Origin of the sequence: Acidovorax sp. SRB_14 (assembly GCF_012932145.1) — a bacterium.
Lineage (GTDB): Bacteria > Pseudomonadota > Gammaproteobacteria > Burkholderiales > Burkholderiaceae_C > Simplicispira.
Genome location: NZ_MWOK01000002.1, coordinates 203,234 through 222,714, shown reverse-complemented (window position 1 = coordinate 222,714; position 19,481 = coordinate 203,234). Strand labels below are relative to the sequence as shown.

Genomic DNA, 19,481 nt, shown 5'->3' with positions numbered 1-19,481 from the left:
TCTACTGTGGGACGGTCGCGTGGACCGCCGCGGGACAGTGCCGCTCTTGCACGTGCGGATTCAGCGCGGGGCTATGGCCCGCGTTGATGGGCGTAACTGCAGTAGGCCTCTTTGCCAAGCTTGGCGACGCCATAGAGACACACCGCGACGAACCCGGCTATCAAGGTGGTAGCCACGCCGAGACTGGCTCCCAGGAACGTGGCGATGACGCCGACGAGGGCGGTGGTGCCTTTTCCCTCAAGGGCCGCAATTCGCTTCCACAACTCCCGGTAGCGCTTGTCGTCCGTGCACAGGAAGAGGTGCATTTCTGTCTTGACGGCGTCCCAGTATGATTTGTCAGGGCGACGGTCCTCGCCGTGCGGGCCGCTCGTTGAGGCTTGCGGCGACACCGGTCCGCCGTGGTACATGAAGGCCGCGACCTCGTCTTCCGTGTGGACGAGACCGAGTTTCCAGGCGATGAGCGGCGGCGCCGTGGCCGTCAGTTCAGAAAGGTCGATCTCGGACAACAGCGACTGGGTACTCACGATGGCCTCCGATTGGCAAAACACCTGAATCAGGTTGGGCTGCGAAGCGGCCTTGGCGTGAATTGTGGGGTCGCTTTGGCATAAGTGCCAGAAAAAAAACGTTCATGCCAAGGGGTCCGAGAGGATTCTCCACCTCCACCGTGAGCGATCCCTCCGCACAGGTGGGCCCCGCGATACTCCCATGCCTGTCTGGTGAATTCAGCACCAATCCGCGCCTACACCGCCACCGGAGCCTTGATCGCCGGATGGCATTCGTACCCCACGACCTCGAAATCCTCGTACGCGTAATTAAAGATCGACGCCGGCCGGCGCTTGATGCGGAGCGTGGGATAGGGGTAGGGCGTGCGCGCCAGTTGCGTCTGCACCTGTTCGGTGTGGTTGCTGTAGATATGGCAGTCGCCGCCGGTCCAGATGAAATCGCCCACGTCGAGGTCGCACTGCTGCGCCACCATGTGCGTGAGCAGCGCGTATGACGCAATGTTGAAGGGCACGCCCAGGAAGATGTCGGCGCTGCGCTGGTAGAGCTGGCAGCTCAATTTGCCGCGCTCGCCCGGCGCCTGCTGCGGCGCCACGTAGAACTGGAAGAAGGCGTGGCAGGGCATCAGCGCCATCTTGTCGAGTTCGGCCACATTCCAGCTGCTGACGATGATGCGGCGCGAGTCGGGGTTGGTCTTGAGCGTGTGGATGACTTCGCTGATCTGGTCGATGTGACCGCCACCGGGCGTGGGCCAGCTGCGCCACTGCACGCCGTACACCGGGCCCAGGTCGCCATCGGGGCGCGCCCATTCGTTCCAGATGGTCACGCCGCGTTCGGTCAGCCAGTGGTTGCTGCTCGAGCCGGTCAGAAACCACAGCAGCTCGACGATGATGGATTTGAGGTGCACCTTCTTCGTGGTGACCAGCGGAAAGCCTTCGCTCAGGTCAAAGCGCATCTGGTGGCCGAACACGCTTTTCGTGCCCGTGCCGGTGCGGTCGCTCTTGTCCACGCCGTGCGTGAACACATGGCGCATCAGGTCTTCGTATTGGGAGCGGACGGGGCGGGCGGGCACAGGTGTGGTCATGGGGGAATGCGGAAAGGGGTAAATACAGGGTGGGGTTCAAGACCGTGAGCGGACGGTCATTTGGCGGGGTTGAGCGCGCTGGCGGGCCACGCGCCTGACGGCACGGCGGCAGGGGGCACGGGCTCTGCAGGCAGCGCTTCGGTGGCGCGGTAGCCGGTCGTGGCCACGCTGGCGCCATCGTCGAACACCAGCGTTCGCTCGGGCCAGCGCAGCGCGGCGAGTTTGCACTGCGCATCGACCGGCATGCCGGCCTTGCGCGCGGCCCAACGTGCACCGACCGAATAGTCGACGCAAAACACATTGCGCTGCTGGCCGAGCCAGCCAAAGGGCGGGGCCTCGCCGAACAGGCTGGCCTCTTCGTGCGTGGTGGCCAGCGGGTTGGGCACGAAGGGCCGGCGCCAGTAGTGGCCGACCACCACCGGCACGCCATCGGCATAGCTGTCCCACCAGGCCTCGCGTTCGACAAAGCGCCACTTGCCGCCGGCATAGAACGGTTGCGTGCCCAGGCGCTCGACGCCCGAGGTCAGCACCTTGAGCGGGTTGAGCATCGCCTTGAGCAGCTCGTGCTCGCCGTGTGCGCGCAGAAACGGCGGGCGGTGCTGGCTGTCTTCCAGGCTGTGCGGCCAGCGCTGGCGCTCGTCCGCCATGCGGCTGGCGATGTCGCTGTCGCGCGATGTGGTGCGCACCTGCCCTTCCCAGCGGTCGTAGGCGGCGCGCGTGCTGCCGGGCGCCAGCGTGCGCACGGCGGCGATGGCGGCGCTTTGCCAGGCGGCGTGGACGATCCGCAGGTCGGCGCGCTCGAGCGCCACGGGCAGCGGTGCCAGAAAGGCGCGGATGGCGGCGCGCTCGGCGCTCTCGGGGCGGGCGAAAGGCGCGTATTTGTCTTCGTCGCTCGCCACGCGCGCGTCGAAAAACCAGCCCGATCCGTCTTTCGGGTCGTCGCGCAGCAGGTTGATCTCGTGGTTGCCCAGCACTGCCAGCGCGCGCCCGGCGGCGTGCAGCTGCGCCACGCGCGCCAGCACGCCCGGGCTGTCGGGGCCGCGGTCGCAGTAGTCGCCCACGAACACCAGCGTGCGCCCTTGTGCGTGCGCGCCGTCCGGTCCATAGCCCAGGTGCGCCAGCAGCGCCTGCAGCGCGTCGATTTCGCCGTGGATGTCGCCCACGATGTCGAGCGGACCGGGGGGAAGGGGGTGGATGAGGCTCATGGGGTGCACCGTCGGTGCAACAGGTTTTAGGTGTTTTAGGGCTCTAGCGCTTTGCTGGCAAGCGTTAATAGCTACTGAAAAAATAGCATCATGGGGACGCAAGCCCCCTCGGGAAAAACCGCCCGGGGGCGCTCCCGACAGAGCGGGGCAGCGCCGTGGGAAAGGCCCGCCGCCGGTGCCGCGCCCGCCTGCGCGAGCCGCTATTTTAGTTTTTCTGCCCAGCGGCCGTTGTCGCTGCCGCGGCACCCAGCACCCGCCCGGGGTTGAACAGGTTCTGCGGGTCGAGCGCCTGCTTGACGGCACGCATCATCGACAGCGCCACGGGCGACTGGTACTGCTGCAGCTTGTCGGTTTTGAGCGCGCCCACGCCATGCTCTGCCGAGAACGAGCCGCCAAACTGCGCCACGGCGTCATAGACGAGGTCGTTTACACGCGCCTCCTGCGTGGCCAGGAAGGCCCGCGCGTCGCCGCCCTCGGGCGCCTGCACGTTGTAGTGCAGGTTGCCGTCGCCCAGGTGGCCGAAGTTGACCAGGCGCACGCCGGCGATCTCGCGCGCCAGCAGCGCGTCGGTGTGCGCGACAAAGGCGGGGATGCGCGAGATCGGCACCGACACGTCGTGCTTGATGTTCAGGCCTTCCTCGGCCTGCGCCAGCGGAATGCTTTCGCGGATGTGCCAGAGCTGGTGCGCCTGCGCGAGGCTCTCGGCCACCACGGCGTCGCTCACGCAGCCGGCTTCGAAGGCGGTCTCCAGCAGCGACTCGAAACGCGCGCGGGCGTGCGCTTCCGACTCGCTGTCGGAGTTCTCGAGCAGCACGCAGTAGGGCACGTCCGCCCGGTCGATGAAGGGCACGCGCAGCTGCGGCATGTGCTTGTGCACCAGGCCCAGCGCAAAGCGGCCCATGACCTCGAAGCCCGTCAGGCCCGCGCCCAGGTGCTGGTGCGCCAGGCCCAGCAGCGCCACGGCCTGTTCCATCGACGGCACGGCCGCCCAGGCCGTGAGGCGCGCGGCGGGCTGCGGAAACAGCTTGAGCGTGGCAGCGGTGATGATGCCCAGCGTGCCTTCGCTGCCGATCATCAGGTTGCGCAGGTCGTAGCCGGTGTTGTCCTTGCGCAGGCCGCGCAGGCCGTGCCAGATCTCGCCCTGCGGCGTGACCACTTCGAGGCCCAGGCACAGTTCGCGCGTGTTGCCGTAGCGCAGCACCTGGGTGCCGCCGGCATTGGTCGCCAGGTTGCCGCCGATGGTGCAGCTGCCCTCGGCCGCGAGGCTGAGCGGGAACAGCAGGCCGGCCTGGCGCGCGGCCTTCTGCACGTTCTGCAGGATGCAGCCGGCTTCGACCGTCATCGTCAGGTTGTCGGGGTCGACGGCGCGCACGGCGTTCAGGCGCGTGAGGCTCAGCACCACCTCGCGGCCCGAGCCGTCGGGCGTGGAGCCGACCGACAGGCCGGTGTTGCCGCCCTGCGGCACGATGGGCGCGCCGGCCGCGGCGCAGGCCCGGACCACGGCGGCCACTTCCTGCACGTTGCCCGGGCGCACCACCGCCAGGGCCTTGCCGCGCACGCGGCGGCGCCAGTCCTGCTCATAGGCGGTGAGGTCGCCCTCGGTGAGGACGTGGGCGGCGCCCACGGTGTGCTGCAGGGAGGCGATCAGTGCGTGCATGGCAGGGGGCTTTGCGGTGGGCAGCGCGGCGGCCGCGCGGTTTCAGGGAGAAGGCGCTTCGGCGATGGCTGGCTTGGCGCTGCGCAGGCGCAGGCGGATGTGCAGCGTGCAGGCGATGAACAGCACCAGGCTCAGCGCCACTTCGAGCAGCGCCAGCCAGTTGCCGGGCGCTCGGTCGCTCCAGGCGCGCACCACGCCTTCGGTGAAGTACAGCCACACCAGCAGGCTGACCCAGCGGTAGGTGTACATGCGGTTCTTCAGGAAGCCGGCGAGCGGAATGCACAGCGGCAGCGCCTTGAGCGCCAGCCACGAGCCGCCCGGGCGCAGCGGGGCCAGGAACAGCTCCCAGGCAAGGCTCAACGCGATCAGCGCCAGCAGGCTGGCCACGGCCACGCGGCGTGTGCTGTCCACCAGGGGGGCGGCGGTCGCCAGGGGCGTGGCAAGGGGGCCGGGGGTGGAGTTTTGGAGTGTCATGGCGGTGGCATCATAGCGAGCATGTCCTTGTCCCTACAGACGGCGGTGCAGCGGCTGGAGGCCCTGATCGCCGACCTTTCGCGCTTTCCCTGGCAAACCACCGCCCAGACGCTGCGCGAGCGCTTTCGCGAGGACCGCCTCGGGCTTACGGCCAGCAGCCTGACCTTCACCACCGTGCTGGCGCTGGTGCCGTTCGTGACCGTGGCGCTGGCCGTGTTCACCGCGTTCCCGATCTTCGGCAAGGTGCAGGGCGGGCTGCAGCGCTGGCTGGTCGACAGCCTGGTGCCCGAGACCATCGCGCGCCAGGTGCTGGGCTACCTCACGCAGTTCGCGGCGCAGGCCAGCGGCCTGGGGGTGGCGGGCTTCAGCATCCTGCTGGCGACGGCGCTGGCGCTGATCCTCACGATCGACCGCACGCTCAACAACATCTGGCGCGTGCGCCGCCTGCGCCCGCTCGGCCAGCGCGTGCTGATCTACTGGGCCGCGATCACGCTGGGCCCGCTGGTGCTGGGCGCGAGCCTGGCGCTGTCGTCGTACGTGGTGTCGGCCTCGCGCGGCCTGGTGCAGACCTTGCCCGGCGGCGTGCGCCTGCTGTTCGACTCGATCGAGTTCCTGGTGCTGGCTGCCGGCATGGCGGGTCTCTACCACTACGTGCCCAACACCCTGGTGAAGTGGCGCCACGCCTGGGTGGGCGGCCTGTTCGTGGCCGTGGGCATGGAGCTGGCGAAGAAGGCGCTGGCCCTCTACATCAGCACGGTGCCGACCTACTCGGTGATGTACGGCGCCTTCGCCACGCTGCCGATCTTGCTGGTCTGGATCTACGTCGCCTGGGTCATCGTGCTGCTGGGCGCGGTGGTCACGGCCTACCTGCCGAGCCTGCTGGCGGGGGTGGCGCGGCGCGCGAGCGGCCAGGGCTGGCAGTTCCAACTGGCGGTCGAGGTGTTGCAGGAATTGCAGCGCGCGCGCCGCCACATCGGCAAAGGCCTGCGCGCCAGCCAGCTCGCGCAACTGCTGCGCGTGGACGTGCTGCCACTGGCGCCGGTGCTCGATGCGCTGACGGCGCTCGATTGGGTGGGGCGAACCAGCGACCCGGAGCAGAGCGCTGCCGATGATTCCGAACCGCGCTATGTGCTGCTGGCCGATCCCGAAAGAACCCTGCTGGAGCCCTTGCTGCAGCGTCTGCTGCTGCTTCGCGCCGACAGCCTGGAGCCGCTGTGGGGCAGCGCCGGGCTGGCGCAACTGCATCTGTCGGATGTGCTTCAAAAAGAATAGCTGCTGACGCTTATGGGCAAAGCGCTGGATGGTGACTGATCCACCGATGCGCCGTGTCAGGGTGCTGCGTCACCGCACCTTGGCGTGGCAGGCCCATCGCGGCACTGCGGAGGGCATCCACTGCCGTTTCCAAGGGCCACTGCAGGCCCTGCAGGTGGCGTCTGAACACCGGGGTTCGGACTTGCAGGCAGCGCCTTGGAAAATTGAAAGGATGGGCCTGTTGAGCAGGTTCAGGTAAGTCAAGGTAACTCTTTATTCCAAATGGCGGACGGCCTTGCAGGCGGGGCAGCGTGGTGCTAAATCGCACCAGCGGTGAATTTCTCACGCAAGTGATCAGGAGTGCCGGTCGGCCTTTCTCCATCCTTTGTGCAGAGGGCGAATTCCGCTGCAGCGAAGGAGAAAGCCATGAAAAATCTGCAACCCACGCAGGCCGAGGCGCTGAAAGGGGGGCTTCAGGGAGCGGTCATTCTTCCGAATGACCTGGCCTACGACACCGCACGCAAGGTCTGGAACGCGATGATCGACAAGCACCCTGCCGCCATCGTCTGCTGCGCCACCACCGCCGATGTGGTCCATGCGGTGAATTTTGCGCGAGAGCAGGGCCTTCCCCTGGCGGTGCGCGGCGGCGGGCACAACATTGCCGGCAGCGCACTGTGCGACGACGGTATCGTCATCGATCTTTCGCAGATGAAGGCCGCGCAGGTCGATGCCGACGCTCGCCGGATCACCATTGAAGGCGGTGCCACGCTGGCGGATTTTGACGCCGCCACCCAGGCCGAGGGCCTGGCAACACCGCTGGGCATCAACTCCACCACCGGCGTCGCCGGTCTCACGCTGGGGGGGGGCTTTGGCTGGCTCAGCCGCAAATACGGCATGACCGTCGACAACCTGGAATCGGCTGAAGTGGTGACGGCGGCGGGCGAGGTGCTGCGCGCCAGTGCCACCGAGCACCCGGACCTGTTCTGGGCGTTGCGCGGCGGCAGCGGCAATTTCGGCGTGGTGACCCGTTTCGGGTTCCGGCTGCATCCCGTGGGCCCGAACCTGCTGGCGGGTCTGATCGTCTTTCCGATGGCCGAGGCAAAGCGGGTGCTGCAGCAGTACCGCGAATTCATGGACAAGGCGCCCGATGAACTGGCGGTGTGGGTGGTTCTGCGCAAGGCACCGCCGCTGCCGTTTCTGCCCGAAAGCGTCCACGGCCAGGAGGTCATCGTGCTGGCGCTGCTCTACACCGGCGACCCGGCGCAGGGAAAAACGCTGGTCGAGCCGCTGTACCGCTGGGGCACGCCGGCCGGCACCCACGTCGACGTGATGCCCTACGTGGCCTGGCAGAAAGCCTTTGACCCGCTGCTCGCGCCCGGCGCACGCAACTACTGGAAGTCGCACAATTTTTCGGAACTCAAGGACGGATTGTTCGATGCCGTGCTCGACGCCATCGCCACCTTGCCATCGCCCCAATGCGAGATATTCTTTGGCGCCATTGGCGGCGCAACCACCCGGCCCGCGCCCGATGCCGCAGCCTATGCCCACCGCGATGCCCGCTACGTCATGAACGTGCACGGCCGCTGGGACGACCGGGCCGATGACGCGCGCTGCATCGGCTGGGCGCGCGACTTCTTCAAGGCGTCGGCGCCCTTTGCCAGCGGCGGTGTCTATGTCAACTTCCTGACCGACGACGAGAGCGACCGGGTGAAGGCGGCCTACGGCCAGAACTACGAGCGGCTGGCGCAGATCAAGCGCCAGTACGACCCCGCCAACCTGTTCAGCACCAACCAGAACATCCGGCCCGCCTGACCGCAATCAGCGCGGTTGCAGTCCGGCAAAACTGTTTTTTGGATTCAACGGGCGGCAGGCTCATGCGTTCAAGAAGTCCCGAATGGCCATCAGCGTGCCGTCGGGCGCCTCGGTCATCTGGTGGTGGCCCACGGGCAGGCTGACCACCTGTACGCTCTTGCCGGCCGCGCGCGCGGCCGCCACCAGGGTTTGCGCGGCCTTGGGCGTGGTCATCTGGTCCTGCGCGCCGAGCACGAACAGCACGGGACAGGCGATCTGCGCGATGGCGGCCTCGCCGTTGGCGTAGCTGTCGCACGCCACGAAGCCGCGGTGGAACACGTTGGCCTGCGGGTTGCTGCGCAGCACGCGCCGGCCCAGGGCCAGCCCGGCGCCGTAGACCCAGAAGCCCGCGCCCGAGGGCGGAGCGAGCGTGCTGCGCGAGAACACATTGACCATGCGCAGCGCCTTCTCGGGCGCGTTCAGCGCCGCGTCGATGAGCGCCGGCGACACCTTCATCGGAAAGGCCGTGCCCACCAGCACGAGGTGGCTCGCGCGCGCGCCCAGGCGCGCCGCCGCCTCGAGCGCGATCAGCGAGCCCCAGCTGTGGCCGACCAGCGCGGCGTGTTGCACGCCCACGGCGTCGAGCAGCGCGGCGATGAAACCGGCCGCCGCCTCGACGCTGTCCGGGGCCTCGCCCGCGCTGCGGCAGTGGCCGGGCAGATCGACGGCAAGCACGTTCCAGCCGTGGTGCGCGAGGTAGCGGCTTTGCAGCGCCCAGACGCTGTGGTCGTTGAGCACGCCGTGGACCAGCACCACGGTGGGCTGGGCGGGGTCGAAAGTCTTGCCGCCGGTGTAGCAGTAGCTGGCGTGGCCGTTGACGTCGACGTACATCACGCACCTGCCTTTTCTGCCGCCTTCAGCGCGCGCTTCAGGTCGTCGATCAGGTCGTCCGCATCCTCGAGCCCGATCGACAGGCGGATCGTGCCCTGGGAGATGCCGGCCGCGGCCAGCGCCGCGTCGTCCATGCGCGAGTGCGTGGTGCTCGCGGGGTGGATCACCAGGCTGCGGCAGTCGCCGACGTTGGCCAGGTGGCTGAAGACCTTGAGCGCCTCGATGAACTTTTGGCCCTGCGCGCGCGAGCCGGCGATGTCAAAGCTGAACACCGAGCCGGCGCCGCGCGGCAGCAGCTTTTGTGCCAGCAGGTGGCTCGGGTGCGACTCCAACATCGGATGGCCCACGCGCGCAACGAACGGCTGGCCGGCCAGGAATTCGACCACCTGCTGCGTGTTGCGCATGTGGCGCTCCATGCGCAGCGGCAGCGTCTCGATGCCCTGCAGGATCAGCCAGGCCGTGTGCGGGCTCATGCAGGCGCCAAAGTCGCGCAGGCCCTCGCGGCGCGCGCGCAGCAGGAAGGCACCGACGGTGCTTTCCTCGCTGAACACCATGCCGTGGAAGCCGTCGTAGGGCGCGCTGAGTTCGGGGAATTTGCCCGACCGGTCCCAGTCGAAGCTGCCGCCGTCGACCACCACGCCGCCGACCACCGTGCCGTGGCCCGACAAAAATTTGGTCGCCGAGTGGTAGACCAGGTCGGCGCCGTGCTCGAACGGCTTCATCAGCCACGGCGAGGTCAGCGTCGAATCGACCAGCAGCGGCACGCCGGCTTCGTGCGCGATGGCGCTGACGGTGGGGATGTCGAGCACGTCCAGGCCCGGGTTGCCCACCGTCTCGCCAAAGAACAGGCGGGTCGTGGGGCGCACGGCGGCGCGCCAACCGTCGATGTCGCCGGGCTGCACGAAGGTGGTGTCGATGCCGAAGCGGCGCAGCGTGTAGTGCAGCAGGTTCTGCGAGCCGCCATACAGCGCCGTGCTGGCGACGATGTGGCTGCCCGCGCCCATGAGCGTGGCGATCGACAGGTGCAGCGCAGCCTGGCCGCTGGCCACCGCGATCGCGCCCACGCCGCCTTCGAGCGCCGCCACGCGCTGCTCGAGCACGGCGGTGGTCGGGTTGCTGATGCGGCTGTAAACATGGCCGGGGCGTTCGAGGTTGAACAGCGAGGCCGCGTGCTCGCTCGACTCGAAGACGAAGGAGGTCGTCAGGTGGATCGGCGTGGCGCGCGCGCCGGTGGCAGGGTCGGGGGCGGCGCCCGCGTGCAGGGCGAGCGTGTCAAAACCAGGGTCGGCGTAGCCGGGCATGAATGTCTCCAAGGTGGGGCTGCAGTCAATTGGCCGTGGCATTGTGGGCTATATTTCCGAGGCACCAGAACAGCGCCGCACGCGGCGGCCCGGAGAACACCATGAAAGTCAGCGACATCCTTCGCGTCAAGGGAAACACCCTCTACACCGTCACGCCCGACGAGCCGCTGGCCCATGCCGTCGATGTCATGGCAGACAAGGACATCGGCTCGCTCGTGGTCATGGAGCACGGTGACCTCGTGGGAATGCTGAGCTTCCGCGAGGTGATCCAGGCCATGGTGAAGAACGGCGGCAGCGTGGGCACGCGGCTGGTGCGCTCGGCCATGGACGACCACCCCCTGACCTGCACCACCGAGACCGACATGGACGAGGTGCGCCGCATGATGCTCGACCGCCACGCGCGCTACATGCCGGTCATGGACAGGAAGATGCTGATGGGCGTGATCAGCTTCTACGACGTCGCCAAGGCCGTGGTCGACAGCCAGAACTTCGAGAACAAGATGCTCAAGGCCTACATCCGCGACTGGCCGGCCGAGGGCCAGAACGCTTCCAACTGACCCCCGGTTTTGGGCCAAACAGGGCTGCAGCGCTTGCAGCTATTTTTTTGGGAGCGCCAGGCGGGCCGCCGATGTGGCTGCCGCGGCGCCGCCGCTCGGGGATAATCACGGCCCATGAGCGGCAACACCTTTGGCACCCTTTTCACCGTCACCAACTTTGGTGAATCCCATGGACCGGCCATTGGCTGCGTGATCGACGGCTGCCCGCCCGGCATGGCCTTGTGCGAGGCCGACATCCAGGCCGACCTCGACCGCCGCCGCCCCGGCACGAGCCGCCACGTCACGCAGCGCAACGAGCCCGACACGGTCGAAATCCTCTCGGGCGTGTACGAGGGCCAGACCACCGGCACGCCGATCGCCTTGCTGATCCGCAACACCGACCAGCGCAGCAAGGACTACAGCAACATCGCCGAGAGCTTCCGCCCCGGCCATGCCGACTACACCTATTTCCACAAGTACGGCATCCGCGATCCGCGCGGCGGGGGGCGTTCGTCGGCGCGCCTGACGGCGCCCACGGTGGCGGCCGGCGCTGTGGCCAAGAAATGGCTGGCGGAAAAGTTCGGTACGCAGCTGCGGGCCTGCATGGTGCAGATCGGCGAGCGCGCGATCCCGTTTGAGGGCTGGGAGCATGTGCCGCACAACCCGTTCTTCGCCCCCACGGCCGACGTGGCGCACCTCGAGGACTACATGGATGCGCTGCGCAAGGCCGGTGACTCGTGCGGCGCGCGCATCCGCGTGCAGGCCACGGGCGTGCCCGTGGGCCTGGGCGAGCCGGTGTTCGACAAGCTCGACGCCGACATCGCCTACGCCATGATGGGCCTCAACGCTGTCAAGGGCGTCGAGATTGGCGCCGGCTTTGCCAGCGTGGCGCAGCGCGGCACCGAGCACGGCGATTCGCTCACGCCCGGGGGCTTCCGCAACAACAACGCGGGCGGCATGCTCGGCGGCATCAGCACGGGGCAGGACATCGAGGTGCAGATCGCGATCAAGCCGACCAGCTCCATCATCAGCCCGCGCGAGTCGATCGACATCCATGGCCAGTCCGTGCAGGTCGTCACCAAGGGGCGCCACGACCCGTGCGTGGGCATCCGCGCCGCGCCGATTGCCGAGGCGCTGCTGGCGCTGGTGCTGATGGACCACGCGCTGCGCCACCGGGCGCAGTGTGGCGACGTCCACGCCACGCTCGCGCCGATCAAGGCCTCGCTGCTGTAGCGCGGCGCCCGGGGCAGAGCGCTATAAAAAATAGAGCTGCTGGCGTAGGCTGCATCAGGGCCTGAAGGTAAAAATACCCAATTTTAGGCGGCTAGCCTGCAGGCGGTCCGCCGGTTCGGGAGTGCGCCTCGCCCATGGAGCGGCGTGCACGCAGCCGCTGGGACTTGCGCCCGGCCGCAGGCGCAGCGCCGTCAGCGCACCTCGTCCACGAGCGTCTTGAATTCGTCGATGTCTTCGAAGCTGCGGTAGACGCTGGCGTAGCGCACGTAGGCCACCTTGTCGAGCTTCTTGAGTTCGCGCATCACCAGCTCGCCAATGCGGCTGGACGGGACCTCGCGCTGGCCCAGGTTGAGCAGCTTTTCTTCGATGCGCTCGATGGCGGAGTCGATCTGCGCGGTGCTCACAGGGCGCTTGCGCAGCGCGATACTGAACGAGCCCAGCAGCTTGGTGCGCGTGTATTCGGTGCGGCGCCCGTCCTTCTTGACGACGACGGGAAAGTTGACCTCGGGCCGTTCATAGGTCGTGAAGCGCTTCTCGCAGGCCCCGCACTGGCGGCGCCTGCGGATGAAGTCGCCGTCCTCGGACACCCGGGTCTCGACGACCTGCGTTTCTTGGTGGCTGCAAAACGGGCACTTCATGTCGGCGCTCCGTACAGCGCCCGGCCGCTCCCGGCCCGCGTCCGCTCCCGCAGCGGGAAGCGGCGGTGCGCGGCGGGGGGCAGGGGCGCGCCAGGCATGCTCAGCGGTAGACCGGGAAGCGCGCGGTCAGCGCGTTGACCTTGGCGCGCACGGCGGCGATGTGGGCTTCGTCGCGCGGGTTGTCGAGTACGTCGGCCAGCAGGTTGGCGGTCAGGCGCGCTTCCTCGTCCTTGAAGCCGCGCGTCGTCATCGCGGGCGTGCCCACGCGGATACCGCTGGTAACCATCGGCTTTTCTGGGTCGTTGGGGATGGCGTTCTTGTTGATCGTCATGTGGGCGTTGCCCAGCACGGCCTCGGCTTCCTTGCCGGTGATGCCCTTGGCGCGCAGGTCGACCAGCATCATGTGGCTTTGGGTGCCGCCGCTGACGATGCGCAAGCCGCGCTCGGTCAGCGTCTCGGCCATGGTCTGCGCGTTCTTCAGCACCTGCTGCTGGTACTGCTTGAACTCGGGTTGCAGCGCTTCCTTGAAGGCCACCGCCTTGGCCGCGATCACGTGCATCAGCGGGCCGCCCTGCAGGCCCGGGAAGATGGCGCTGTTGATGGCCTTCTCGTGCTCGGCCTTCATCAGGATGATGCCGCCGCGCGGGCCGCGCAGGCTCTTGTGCGTGGTCGAGGTGACGACGTCGGCGTGCGGCACCGGGTTCGGGTAGATGCCGGCGGCGATCAGGCCCGCGTAGTGCGCCATGTCGACCATGAAGATCGCGCCCACGTCCTTGGCCACCTTGGCAAAGCGGGCGAAGTCGATGCGCAGGCTGTAGGCCGATGCGCCGGCGATGATCAGCTTGGGCTTGGACTCGTGCGCCTTGCGCTCCATCGCGTCGTAGTCGAGCTCTTCCTTGTCGTTCAGGCCGTAGCTGACGACGTTGAACCACTTGCCGCTCATGTTCAGCGCCATGCCGTGCGTGAGGTGGCCGCCCTCGGCAAGACTCATGCCCATGATGGTGTCGCCGGGCTTGAGGAACGCGAGGAACACGGCTTCGTTGGCCGAGGCGCCGCAGTGCGGCTGCACATTGGCGGCGTCGGCGCCGAAGATCTGCTTGACGCGGTCGATGGCCAGCTGTTCGGCCACGTCGACGTATTCGCAGCCGCCGTAGTAGCGGCGGCCCGGGTAGCCTTCGGCATATTTGTTGGTGAGCTGCGAGCCCTGGGCCCACATGACGGCAGGAGAGGCGTAGTTTTCGCTGGCGATCAGCTCGATGTGGTGCTCTTGGCGCTGGTTTTCGCCCTGGATGGCGGCAAAGAGTTCGGGGTCGGTGTGCTCGACAAGAATATTGCGTTGGTACATGGTGGCAGTCCTGTGAACTGGTGTCCCTTGAAACAAGGGCTGCCCAGGCGAACGGCTGAATCACTCCAGGCCGGAGCCCACAGCGGCACGCTCCCCAGTGGTTTGCCAGAGGCCAAGGCCTCTGCGGGTTCCACGTCAGCGGCGGCGCATCCCGAGCGGGGCGCCGCGCCTATCGCCAGTCGCGTGCCGTGCAAGTGTAGCTGACAGACAGCCCGCCGGTCGGCACGGGCGGACGATGGCCTTGCTCAGAATGCCGACAGCAAGGCTACTTTTTCGCCCGTGCCGGCGGGCGCATTCTCGGGGCGCAGGGCCGCAGGAGGGGCAGCCGGCGCCGACGGTGCCGGTGTCGCGCTGGTGGCCAGCATGCGCGGCGGTGCTGCGGGCACGGCGCGCCCACCGGCCACCTGGCGCAGTCGCGCGTGTTCCGCCAGCACCTTGGCCGCGTAACCACCGTCGCTGGGCAGGTTGGCCGCACCGACGTAGTAGCGCAGGCCGCCTTCGACGGAGCCGGCGCGGGCGATGCATTCGAGCAGGACCTTCACGCCGACGCGCAGGTTCGTCACGGGGTCGAACGCGGCCAGCTGGCCGCCCACGTCTTCGTATTTGTCGGTGTGGATGCGCGTCATGACCTGCATCAGGCCTTGCGCTCCGACGGAACTCTGGGCGAACGGGTTGAAGCTCGACTCCACGGCCATGACGGCCAGGATCAAGGTGGGGTCGAGCTTGGCGCGGCCGCCGGTCTCGTAGGCTTCGGCGACCAGCAGGCTCAGCGGCTCGGGCGCCACGCGGTATTTCTTGCTCAGCCAGTAGGCCACTTTGGCCTGCTCCTTGGGCAGATCCTGCGGGTTGGCTGCCAGCACCCGTTCGCTCGGCTCGGGTTCGGACTCGGTGAGCGCACTCAGCGCGATGGCTTGGCGCGACTGCAACCAGCCCATGAGCTGTTCCTCTCCGCTCTGGCGCAGGTCGGGGCGTGCGACCAAGGTGATGGCCAAGAAGGCCACAGCCAAGCCCAGGAGGGCGAAGCTGTTGTGGGTAATTTCAAGAAAACCTGCGATCACGTCGGCGGCAATAGTGCGCAAGCCAGAGACCATATTTCCTGACGCTGTCATAGCTTTCCTTTCTGCGGCAGGGCCCGGAGAGACGATGCACCACCGAAGTGAAGCGGAATCCGGAGACCTTGCCTGGATTGGTACGCCATCAGATTCGTGTTCGGCGCGCAGCACCTGAAACACAGAATTGACTTAGCCGGATTCGGCAGCGGTTGGGGTTTGTACTAGCCCGTTTCGGGGCTGGCGGATTCTAGGAGTTCATTTAATAGCCCGTCAACACTGTTAACTTCTATTTTTATACAAAAAAAGAATATAAAAACTGTGTTTAAATGCAGTTTTTTGACGGGATGGCGTGCAAATGCCGGGAGAGGGCGCAGAAATTGCACGGCGGCGCAGTACGGAAAATTCAATCGCTTTTTTCACACAATTGACATCAATATTTGAGCCATCTGGGCATTTTTGCTATCGTTGGTTTGCCTGCTTTTGCGGGTATTGCTGAACGAATGCAGACTCGCCCGCCGACCGCATGCAGTGCGAAGGCTGTGGTGGAGAAGCTTCCTAAGCACCCTCGGGGGCAATACCTTGTCCCCTTGCTGCCCGGACTTCCTCTCCGTGCCGCAAACCCGATGGCAAAGACCGTTGTGTCAGCCGTCAGGCCCGGTGGGCTGGCTCTGCGCCGGTTCGCCGGGCTTTCTTGTTTAGCGAAAGTGGGGCACGCACTGCGCGTCTTCTGGTCCAATCTGGCATCTTGACTCACCGGGTTATTCCTGAAGGCTGGCGGCATGAACTTTCTGCACATCACGAGCCACCGCTGGGTGCGGCGCCTGGGCTGGGCGCTGGGGTGCCTTGTGCTGGTTTGGGCCGTGGGGTGGCTGGCCGTGCCTTCATTGGTGCGCAGTCAAGCGCAGAAGCTGGCGTCCGACAAGCTGGGTCGCCCGGTCACGATAGGCCGGGTCGATTTCGTGCCCTGGACGCTGGAGTTGAGCGTGTACGACCTCGCGGTGGCCGCCACCGATGGCGGCTCGCCCCAGCTGCACATTCAGCGCATCTATATAGATGCAGAGCTGCAGTCCCTGCTGCGCTTGGCGCCCGTGGCGGACGCGGTGCAGATCGATGGCCTGACCGTTCGGCTCGCGCAGCGGGCGCCGGGCCGCTACGACATCGACGACATCGTGGCGCGGCTTCAGCAGCAGGCCGATCCGCAGGCCGCGCCACCCCAGTTTGCGCTCTACAACATCGCGGTGCATGGCGGTTCGGTAGACTTCCAGGACGAAACCGTGGGGCGCACGCATGTGTTGCGAGGCCTGGAGCTGCAAATCCCCTTCTTGAGCAACCTGGCATCGCAACGCGAAGTCAAGGTGTCCCCGCACCTGGCGTTCACGCTCAATGGCAGTGCATTCGACTCGCAGGCCGAGGCCACGCCGTTCAGCGAGAGCCAGAAAGCAGAGGCCACGATCCGCCTGTCGGGGCTCGATCTGGCCCCCTACCTTCCCTATCTGCCCGCCAGCCTGCCGCTGCGCCTGCAGGCTGGCGTGGTGGACGCCCACCTGCGCCTGTCTTTCGTCCATGCCCCGAGCGCGGTGGTCAAGCTGGGGGGCCGCCTGCAGGCACGCAAGGTCCGTGTGACCGACACGCTGCAGCACGAACTGCTGTCCTTCGATGCCTTGGCGGTGGATGTGACCGACCTGCAGCCGCTCGCACGCATCGCACGCATCGGCGCCGTGCAGCTCGATGCGCCGCGCCTGGCGGTGCGCAAGGACCGCGCCGGGAAGATCAACCTGGACTGGGGTGGAGCGCACGCTGCAAATCCGCCATCCGCGGTGGCCAGCGTCACCCCCGCGCAGGCCGACTCCGGGGCTGGCGCTGCTGGCTGGCAATTGGCCGTGGCGCGCCTGGCCGTGCGGGGTGCGCAGGTGGATTGGCAGGACGACAGCCTGCCTGCACCGGCCAAGGTCGCGTTGCGGGGTCTGGAGCTGGATGTGTCGTCCGTGGCGCTGCCCTGGTCCAAGCCACTGCGGTTTTCTGGCCAGACGCAGGTGGCGGAAGGCGGCGCCGGGCCAACGGATGCGCGCGTGGTGTTCGAAGGCGAGGCGACAGATCGGCAGGCCAAGGTGGCAGCCTCGGTGCGTGCGCTGCCGCTCGCTTTGGCGGCGCCTTATCTGGGCCAGTGGATGGCGCCGCGCCTGCAGGGTGCGCTCGATGCGGACTTGGGCGTGGCCTGGAATGGCCCGGCGGTGGTCGCGCATGTGGCCCGGCTGACGCTCGACGGCGTGGCGCTTGCCTGTGCGCCGCGTTCCAGTTGTGCCGCTGGCGGCCCGCTGCCTGCGGGCATGGCGATGCGCGCAAAGGATTCGCTGGCCGAATTCCCACGGCTCCAGATCGCCGATGCCCAGGTGGACGTGGCACGGCGCACGGTGCGCGTGGGCCAGCTCGCGCTGACGCAACCGCGTCTGCGGCTGGAGCGCGGTGCCGACCACCGCTGGATGTTAGAGCACTGGCAGGCGGCGCACCCGGCCGCCCAGGGCGCGCGCCACCCGCAGACAGCTGCGGTGCAGGGCGCGCCGTGGAGTGTGCAACTGGCCGATGTGTCGGTGGACGGCGGTGCGCTGGCGTTTCGCGATGCAGCGCAGGCCACGCCCGTGGCGTTCCAGCTGTCTTCGCTGCAGATGCGGCTGAAGGACTTTGCCCCGCTGGCGCAGTCCGCACCGCCGTCGGCGCTGCGCCTGTCGGCGCGCTTGGGCGCGGGGCGCGCCGATCCGGGCCGTGTGGAGTACGAGGGTACGCTCGGTCTGGCTCCGCTGACCGCGCAGGGCAGGGTGCTGGCCACCCATGTGCCGCTGCATGCGTTCGAGCCCTATTTCGCCGAATCGCTCAATGTGGCCATCCGCCGTGCGGACGGCAGCTTCAAGGGGCAGGTGCACTATGCCCAGTCTGGCGCCGGCCCGCGCATCACCGTCCGGGGCGATGCCGCGCTCGACGAGGTGCGCGTTCGCATGGCGCAGGCGGCGGCGGCGACCGAGGCCAGAGCGAGCACGGCGCGCGGCCTGGGGGCAGGCGATGACGAGCTGTTGAATTGGAAGTCGCTGAGCGTGCGCGGCCTGCAGGTGGCGCTGGTGCCGGGGCGGCCGACCACGGTGGACGTCCGCGAGACCGCGCTGAGCGACTTCTTCGCCCGCGTCATCGTGCAGGAAAACGGACGCTTGAACCTGCAGGACCTGGTGAAGAAGCCGAGCTCGGCCGAGTCTGCCCGCGGCGCTGCGGCCGCTGCACCCGACGGCCGGGGCGCGGAGCCGGTGGTTCGCATCGGCCCGCTCAAGCTCACGGGCGGCCAGGTCCATTTCGTGGACCATTTCATCACGCCCAACTATTCGGCCGATCTCAGCGACCTCAGCGGCCAGCTCAGTGCGTTTTCTTCCGTCAAGCCTAGCGGCACCAGCGCTCCCGCGATGGCCGATCTGGAGTTGCGTGGTCGCGCCGAGGGCACGGCGTCCCTGGAAATCGTAGGCAAGCTCAACCCTCTGGTCGACCCCTTGGCGCTGGACATTCAGGGCCACATGCGCGATCTGGAGCTGCCGCCGCTGTCGCCCTACACCATCAAGTATGCGGGCCATGGGATCGAGCGCGGCAAGCTCAGCATGGATGTCGCTTACCAGGTCCTGCCCAACGGCCAGCTCACGGCCAGCAACAAGCTGGTGCTCAACCAGCTCACCTTTGGCGAACCCGTCGAAGGCGCGCCGGCCAGCCTGCCGGTGCGGCTGGCCGTGGCGCTGCTGGCCGACCGCAATGGGGTGATCGACCTGGACCTGCCGATCAGTGGCTCACTCAACGACCCGGCGTTCCGCCTCGGGCCGGTGATCTTCAAGGCCATCGGCAACCTGATTCTGAAGGCGGTGACGGCGCCGTTCTCGCTGCTCGCCCATGCCCTGGGCGGGGGCGAGTCGCCGAGCGCGGTCGCCTTCGCGCCGGGCAGCGCGCACCTCGACGACAGTGCGCGCCAGGCGCTCGACAAGGTGGCGCGCGCGCTGACCGACCGGCCGTCTCTGACCATGACCGTGGTGGGCGAGGCCAGTGCAGAGATGGAGCGCGATGCCTGGAAACGCGAGCGCCTGCAGCAGGCCCTGCTGGCTCAAAAGCGCCGCGCCGCGCAGCGCACGGGCCAGGCGGCAGAGACGGTGGCGGCCGTGGAGCCGCAGGAGTACCCGGCCCTGCTCAAGGAGCTGTACCGCCGCGCCGACATGCGCAAGCCGCGCAACCTGGTCGGCATGGCCAAAGACCTGCCGCAGGCCGAGATGGAGGCCATGCTTCTGGACAGCATGGCCGTGCCCGACGACGCCATGCGCGAACTGGCGCTGGCGCGCGGCGTGGCCGTGCGTGACTACCTGGCCTCGCGCCAGTTGCCGCTTGATCGCCTGTTCCTGGGCGCCGCCAAGACGCTGCCCCCGACACCCCAGTGGACGCCCCGTGCGGAGCTTACTCTGGCCCTGCATTGACGTGGGGAAGAGGCACAGATCAAATACCAGCGAAA

15 protein-coding genes and 1 riboswitch are annotated in these 19,481 nt (G+C 67.6%); of the genes, 5 read left to right on the top strand and 10 right to left on the bottom strand.

Annotated features, from left to right (window positions below; translation table 11 throughout):
- Positions 1–71: 71 nt before the first annotated feature.
- The 5 genes from B2J86_RS02935 to B2J86_RS02915 all read right to left on the bottom strand — a co-directional run bounded on the left by B2J86_RS02935 (position 72) and on the right by B2J86_RS02915 (position 4,921).
- Positions 72–524 carry a hypothetical protein gene (locus B2J86_RS02935; RefSeq protein WP_169167247.1) on the bottom strand — a complete coding sequence of 151 codons (453 nt, stop codon included), beginning with the start codon at positions 522–524 and terminating at the stop codon, positions 72–74.
- A gap of 215 nt (positions 525–739) precedes the next feature.
- Positions 740–1,573 (bottom strand): thymidylate synthase, encoded by an 834-nt coding sequence (locus B2J86_RS02930; RefSeq protein WP_371736076.1) that lies wholly within the window; start codon positions 1,571–1,573, stop codon positions 740–742.
- 68 nt (positions 1,574–1,641) lie between these two features.
- Complete coding sequence (locus B2J86_RS02925) at positions 1,642–2,790, bottom strand: metallophosphoesterase (protein WP_169167245.1); 1,149 nt, start codon at positions 2,788–2,790, stop codon at positions 1,642–1,644.
- Between the two features lie 205 nt (positions 2,791–2,995).
- Positions 2,996–4,447 (bottom strand): FAD-binding oxidoreductase, encoded by a 1,452-nt coding sequence (locus B2J86_RS02920; protein WP_173024686.1) that lies wholly within the window; start codon positions 4,445–4,447, stop codon positions 2,996–2,998.
- Positions 4,448–4,489: 42 nt separating this feature from the next.
- Positions 4,490–4,921, bottom strand: coding sequence for a DUF2069 domain-containing protein (locus tag B2J86_RS02915; protein WP_173024685.1), 432 nt, complete (start codon positions 4,919–4,921; stop codon positions 4,490–4,492).
- A gap of 21 nt (positions 4,922–4,942) precedes the next feature.
- Here B2J86_RS02915 and B2J86_RS02910 point away from each other — a divergent pair, with 21 nt between their 5' ends.
- Positions 4,943–6,193, top strand: a complete 1,251-nt coding sequence (locus tag B2J86_RS02910; RefSeq protein WP_173024684.1) for a YihY family inner membrane protein — start codon at positions 4,943–4,945, stop codon at positions 6,191–6,193.
- 405 nt (positions 6,194–6,598) lie between these two features.
- The gene (locus tag B2J86_RS02905) at positions 6,599–7,984 is read left to right on the top strand and encodes an FAD-binding oxidoreductase (RefSeq protein ID WP_173024683.1); all 1,386 of its coding nucleotides are present in this window, start codon (positions 6,599–6,601) and stop codon (positions 7,982–7,984) included.
- A gap of 60 nt (positions 7,985–8,044) precedes the next feature.
- On the opposite strand, the gene B2J86_RS02900 is transcribed toward B2J86_RS02905, so the two are convergent.
- Both B2J86_RS02900 and B2J86_RS02895 read right to left on the bottom strand, forming a co-directional pair.
- Entirely contained in the window at positions 8,045–8,854 is an 810-nt protein-coding gene (locus tag B2J86_RS02900; RefSeq protein ID WP_173024682.1) for an alpha/beta fold hydrolase, read from the bottom strand.
- A complete protein-coding gene (locus B2J86_RS02895) occupies positions 8,854–10,155 on the bottom strand; it encodes an O-acetylhomoserine aminocarboxypropyltransferase (RefSeq protein WP_173024681.1) in 1,302 nt (433 codons plus the stop codon). Before B2J86_RS02895 ends, B2J86_RS02900 begins: the two co-directional genes overlap by 1 nt.
- Before the next feature lie 101 nt (positions 10,156–10,256).
- Here B2J86_RS02895 and B2J86_RS02890 point away from each other — a divergent pair, with 101 nt between their 5' ends.
- Together B2J86_RS02890 and aroC are read left to right on the top strand one after the other, a co-directional pair.
- Positions 10,257–10,712, top strand: coding sequence for a CBS domain-containing protein (locus B2J86_RS02890; RefSeq protein ID WP_173024680.1), 456 nt, complete (start codon positions 10,257–10,259; stop codon positions 10,710–10,712).
- A 114-nt stretch (positions 10,713–10,826) separates the two neighbouring features.
- Complete coding sequence (aroC, locus tag B2J86_RS02885) at positions 10,827–11,924, top strand: chorismate synthase (RefSeq protein WP_173024679.1); 1,098 nt, start codon at positions 10,827–10,829, stop codon at positions 11,922–11,924.
- 191 nt (positions 11,925–12,115) lie between these two features.
- Here the strand turns inward: aroC and nrdR are convergent, their stop codons facing one another.
- From nrdR to B2J86_RS02870, 3 genes are all read right to left on the bottom strand, one after another.
- Positions 12,116–12,562, bottom strand: a complete 447-nt coding sequence (gene nrdR / locus B2J86_RS02880; RefSeq protein ID WP_169167237.1) for a transcriptional regulator NrdR — start codon at positions 12,560–12,562, stop codon at positions 12,116–12,118.
- Between the two features lie 100 nt (positions 12,563–12,662).
- Entirely contained in the window at positions 12,663–13,907 is a 1,245-nt protein-coding gene (glyA, locus tag B2J86_RS02875; protein ID WP_173024678.1) for a serine hydroxymethyltransferase, read from the bottom strand.
- Positions 13,908–13,941: 34 nt separating this feature from the next.
- Positions 13,942–14,100: riboswitch (ZMP/ZTP riboswitch) on the bottom strand.
- A gap of 52 nt (positions 14,101–14,152) precedes the next feature.
- Positions 14,153–15,016, bottom strand: a complete 864-nt coding sequence (locus B2J86_RS02870) for a lytic transglycosylase domain-containing protein (protein ID WP_169167235.1) — start codon at positions 15,014–15,016, stop codon at positions 14,153–14,155.
- A 722-nt stretch (positions 15,017–15,738) separates the two neighbouring features.
- Here B2J86_RS02870 and B2J86_RS02865 point away from each other — a divergent pair.
- Positions 15,739–19,446: a DUF748 domain-containing protein gene (locus tag B2J86_RS02865; protein WP_173024677.1), complete on the top strand. Its 3,708-nt coding sequence runs from the start codon at positions 15,739–15,741 to the stop codon at positions 19,444–19,446.
- Positions 19,447–19,481 lie beyond the last annotated feature (35 nt).

Bases quoted from the DNA above. Each gene is read 5' to 3' on its own strand.
- B2J86_RS02925 (WP_169167245.1), bottom strand. From the start codon at position 2,790: ATGAGCCTCATCCACCCCCTTCCCCCCGGTCCGCTCGACATCGTGGGC.
- B2J86_RS02920 (WP_173024686.1), bottom strand. From the start codon at position 4,447: ATGCACGCACTGATCGCCTCCCTGCAGCACACCGTGGGCGCCGCCCAC.
- B2J86_RS02915 (WP_173024685.1), bottom strand. From the start codon at position 4,921: ATGACACTCCAAAACTCCACCCCCGGCCCCCTTGCCACGCCCCTGGCG.
- B2J86_RS02910 (WP_173024684.1), top strand. From the start codon at position 4,943: ATGTCCTTGTCCCTACAGACGGCGGTGCAGCGGCTGGAGGCCCTGATC.
- B2J86_RS02905 (WP_173024683.1), top strand. From the start codon at position 6,599: ATGAAAAATCTGCAACCCACGCAGGCCGAGGCGCTGAAAGGGGGGCTT.
- B2J86_RS02900 (WP_173024682.1), bottom strand. From the start codon at position 8,854: ATGTACGTCGACGTCAACGGCCACGCCAGCTACTGCTACACCGGCGGC.
- B2J86_RS02895 (WP_173024681.1), bottom strand. From the start codon at position 10,155: ATGCCCGGCTACGCCGACCCTGGTTTTGACACGCTCGCCCTGCACGCG.
- B2J86_RS02890 (WP_173024680.1), top strand. From the start codon at position 10,257: ATGAAAGTCAGCGACATCCTTCGCGTCAAGGGAAACACCCTCTACACC.
- aroC (WP_173024679.1), top strand. From the start codon at position 10,827: ATGAGCGGCAACACCTTTGGCACCCTTTTCACCGTCACCAACTTTGGT.
- nrdR (WP_169167237.1), bottom strand. From the start codon at position 12,562: ATGAAGTGCCCGTTTTGCAGCCACCAAGAAACGCAGGTCGTCGAGACC.
- glyA (WP_173024678.1), bottom strand. From the start codon at position 13,907: ATGTACCAACGCAATATTCTTGTCGAGCACACCGACCCCGAACTCTTT.
- B2J86_RS02870 (WP_169167235.1), bottom strand. From the start codon at position 15,016: ATGACAGCGTCAGGAAATATGGTCTCTGGCTTGCGCACTATTGCCGCC.
- B2J86_RS02865 (WP_173024677.1), top strand. From the start codon at position 15,739: ATGAACTTTCTGCACATCACGAGCCACCGCTGGGTGCGGCGCCTGGGC.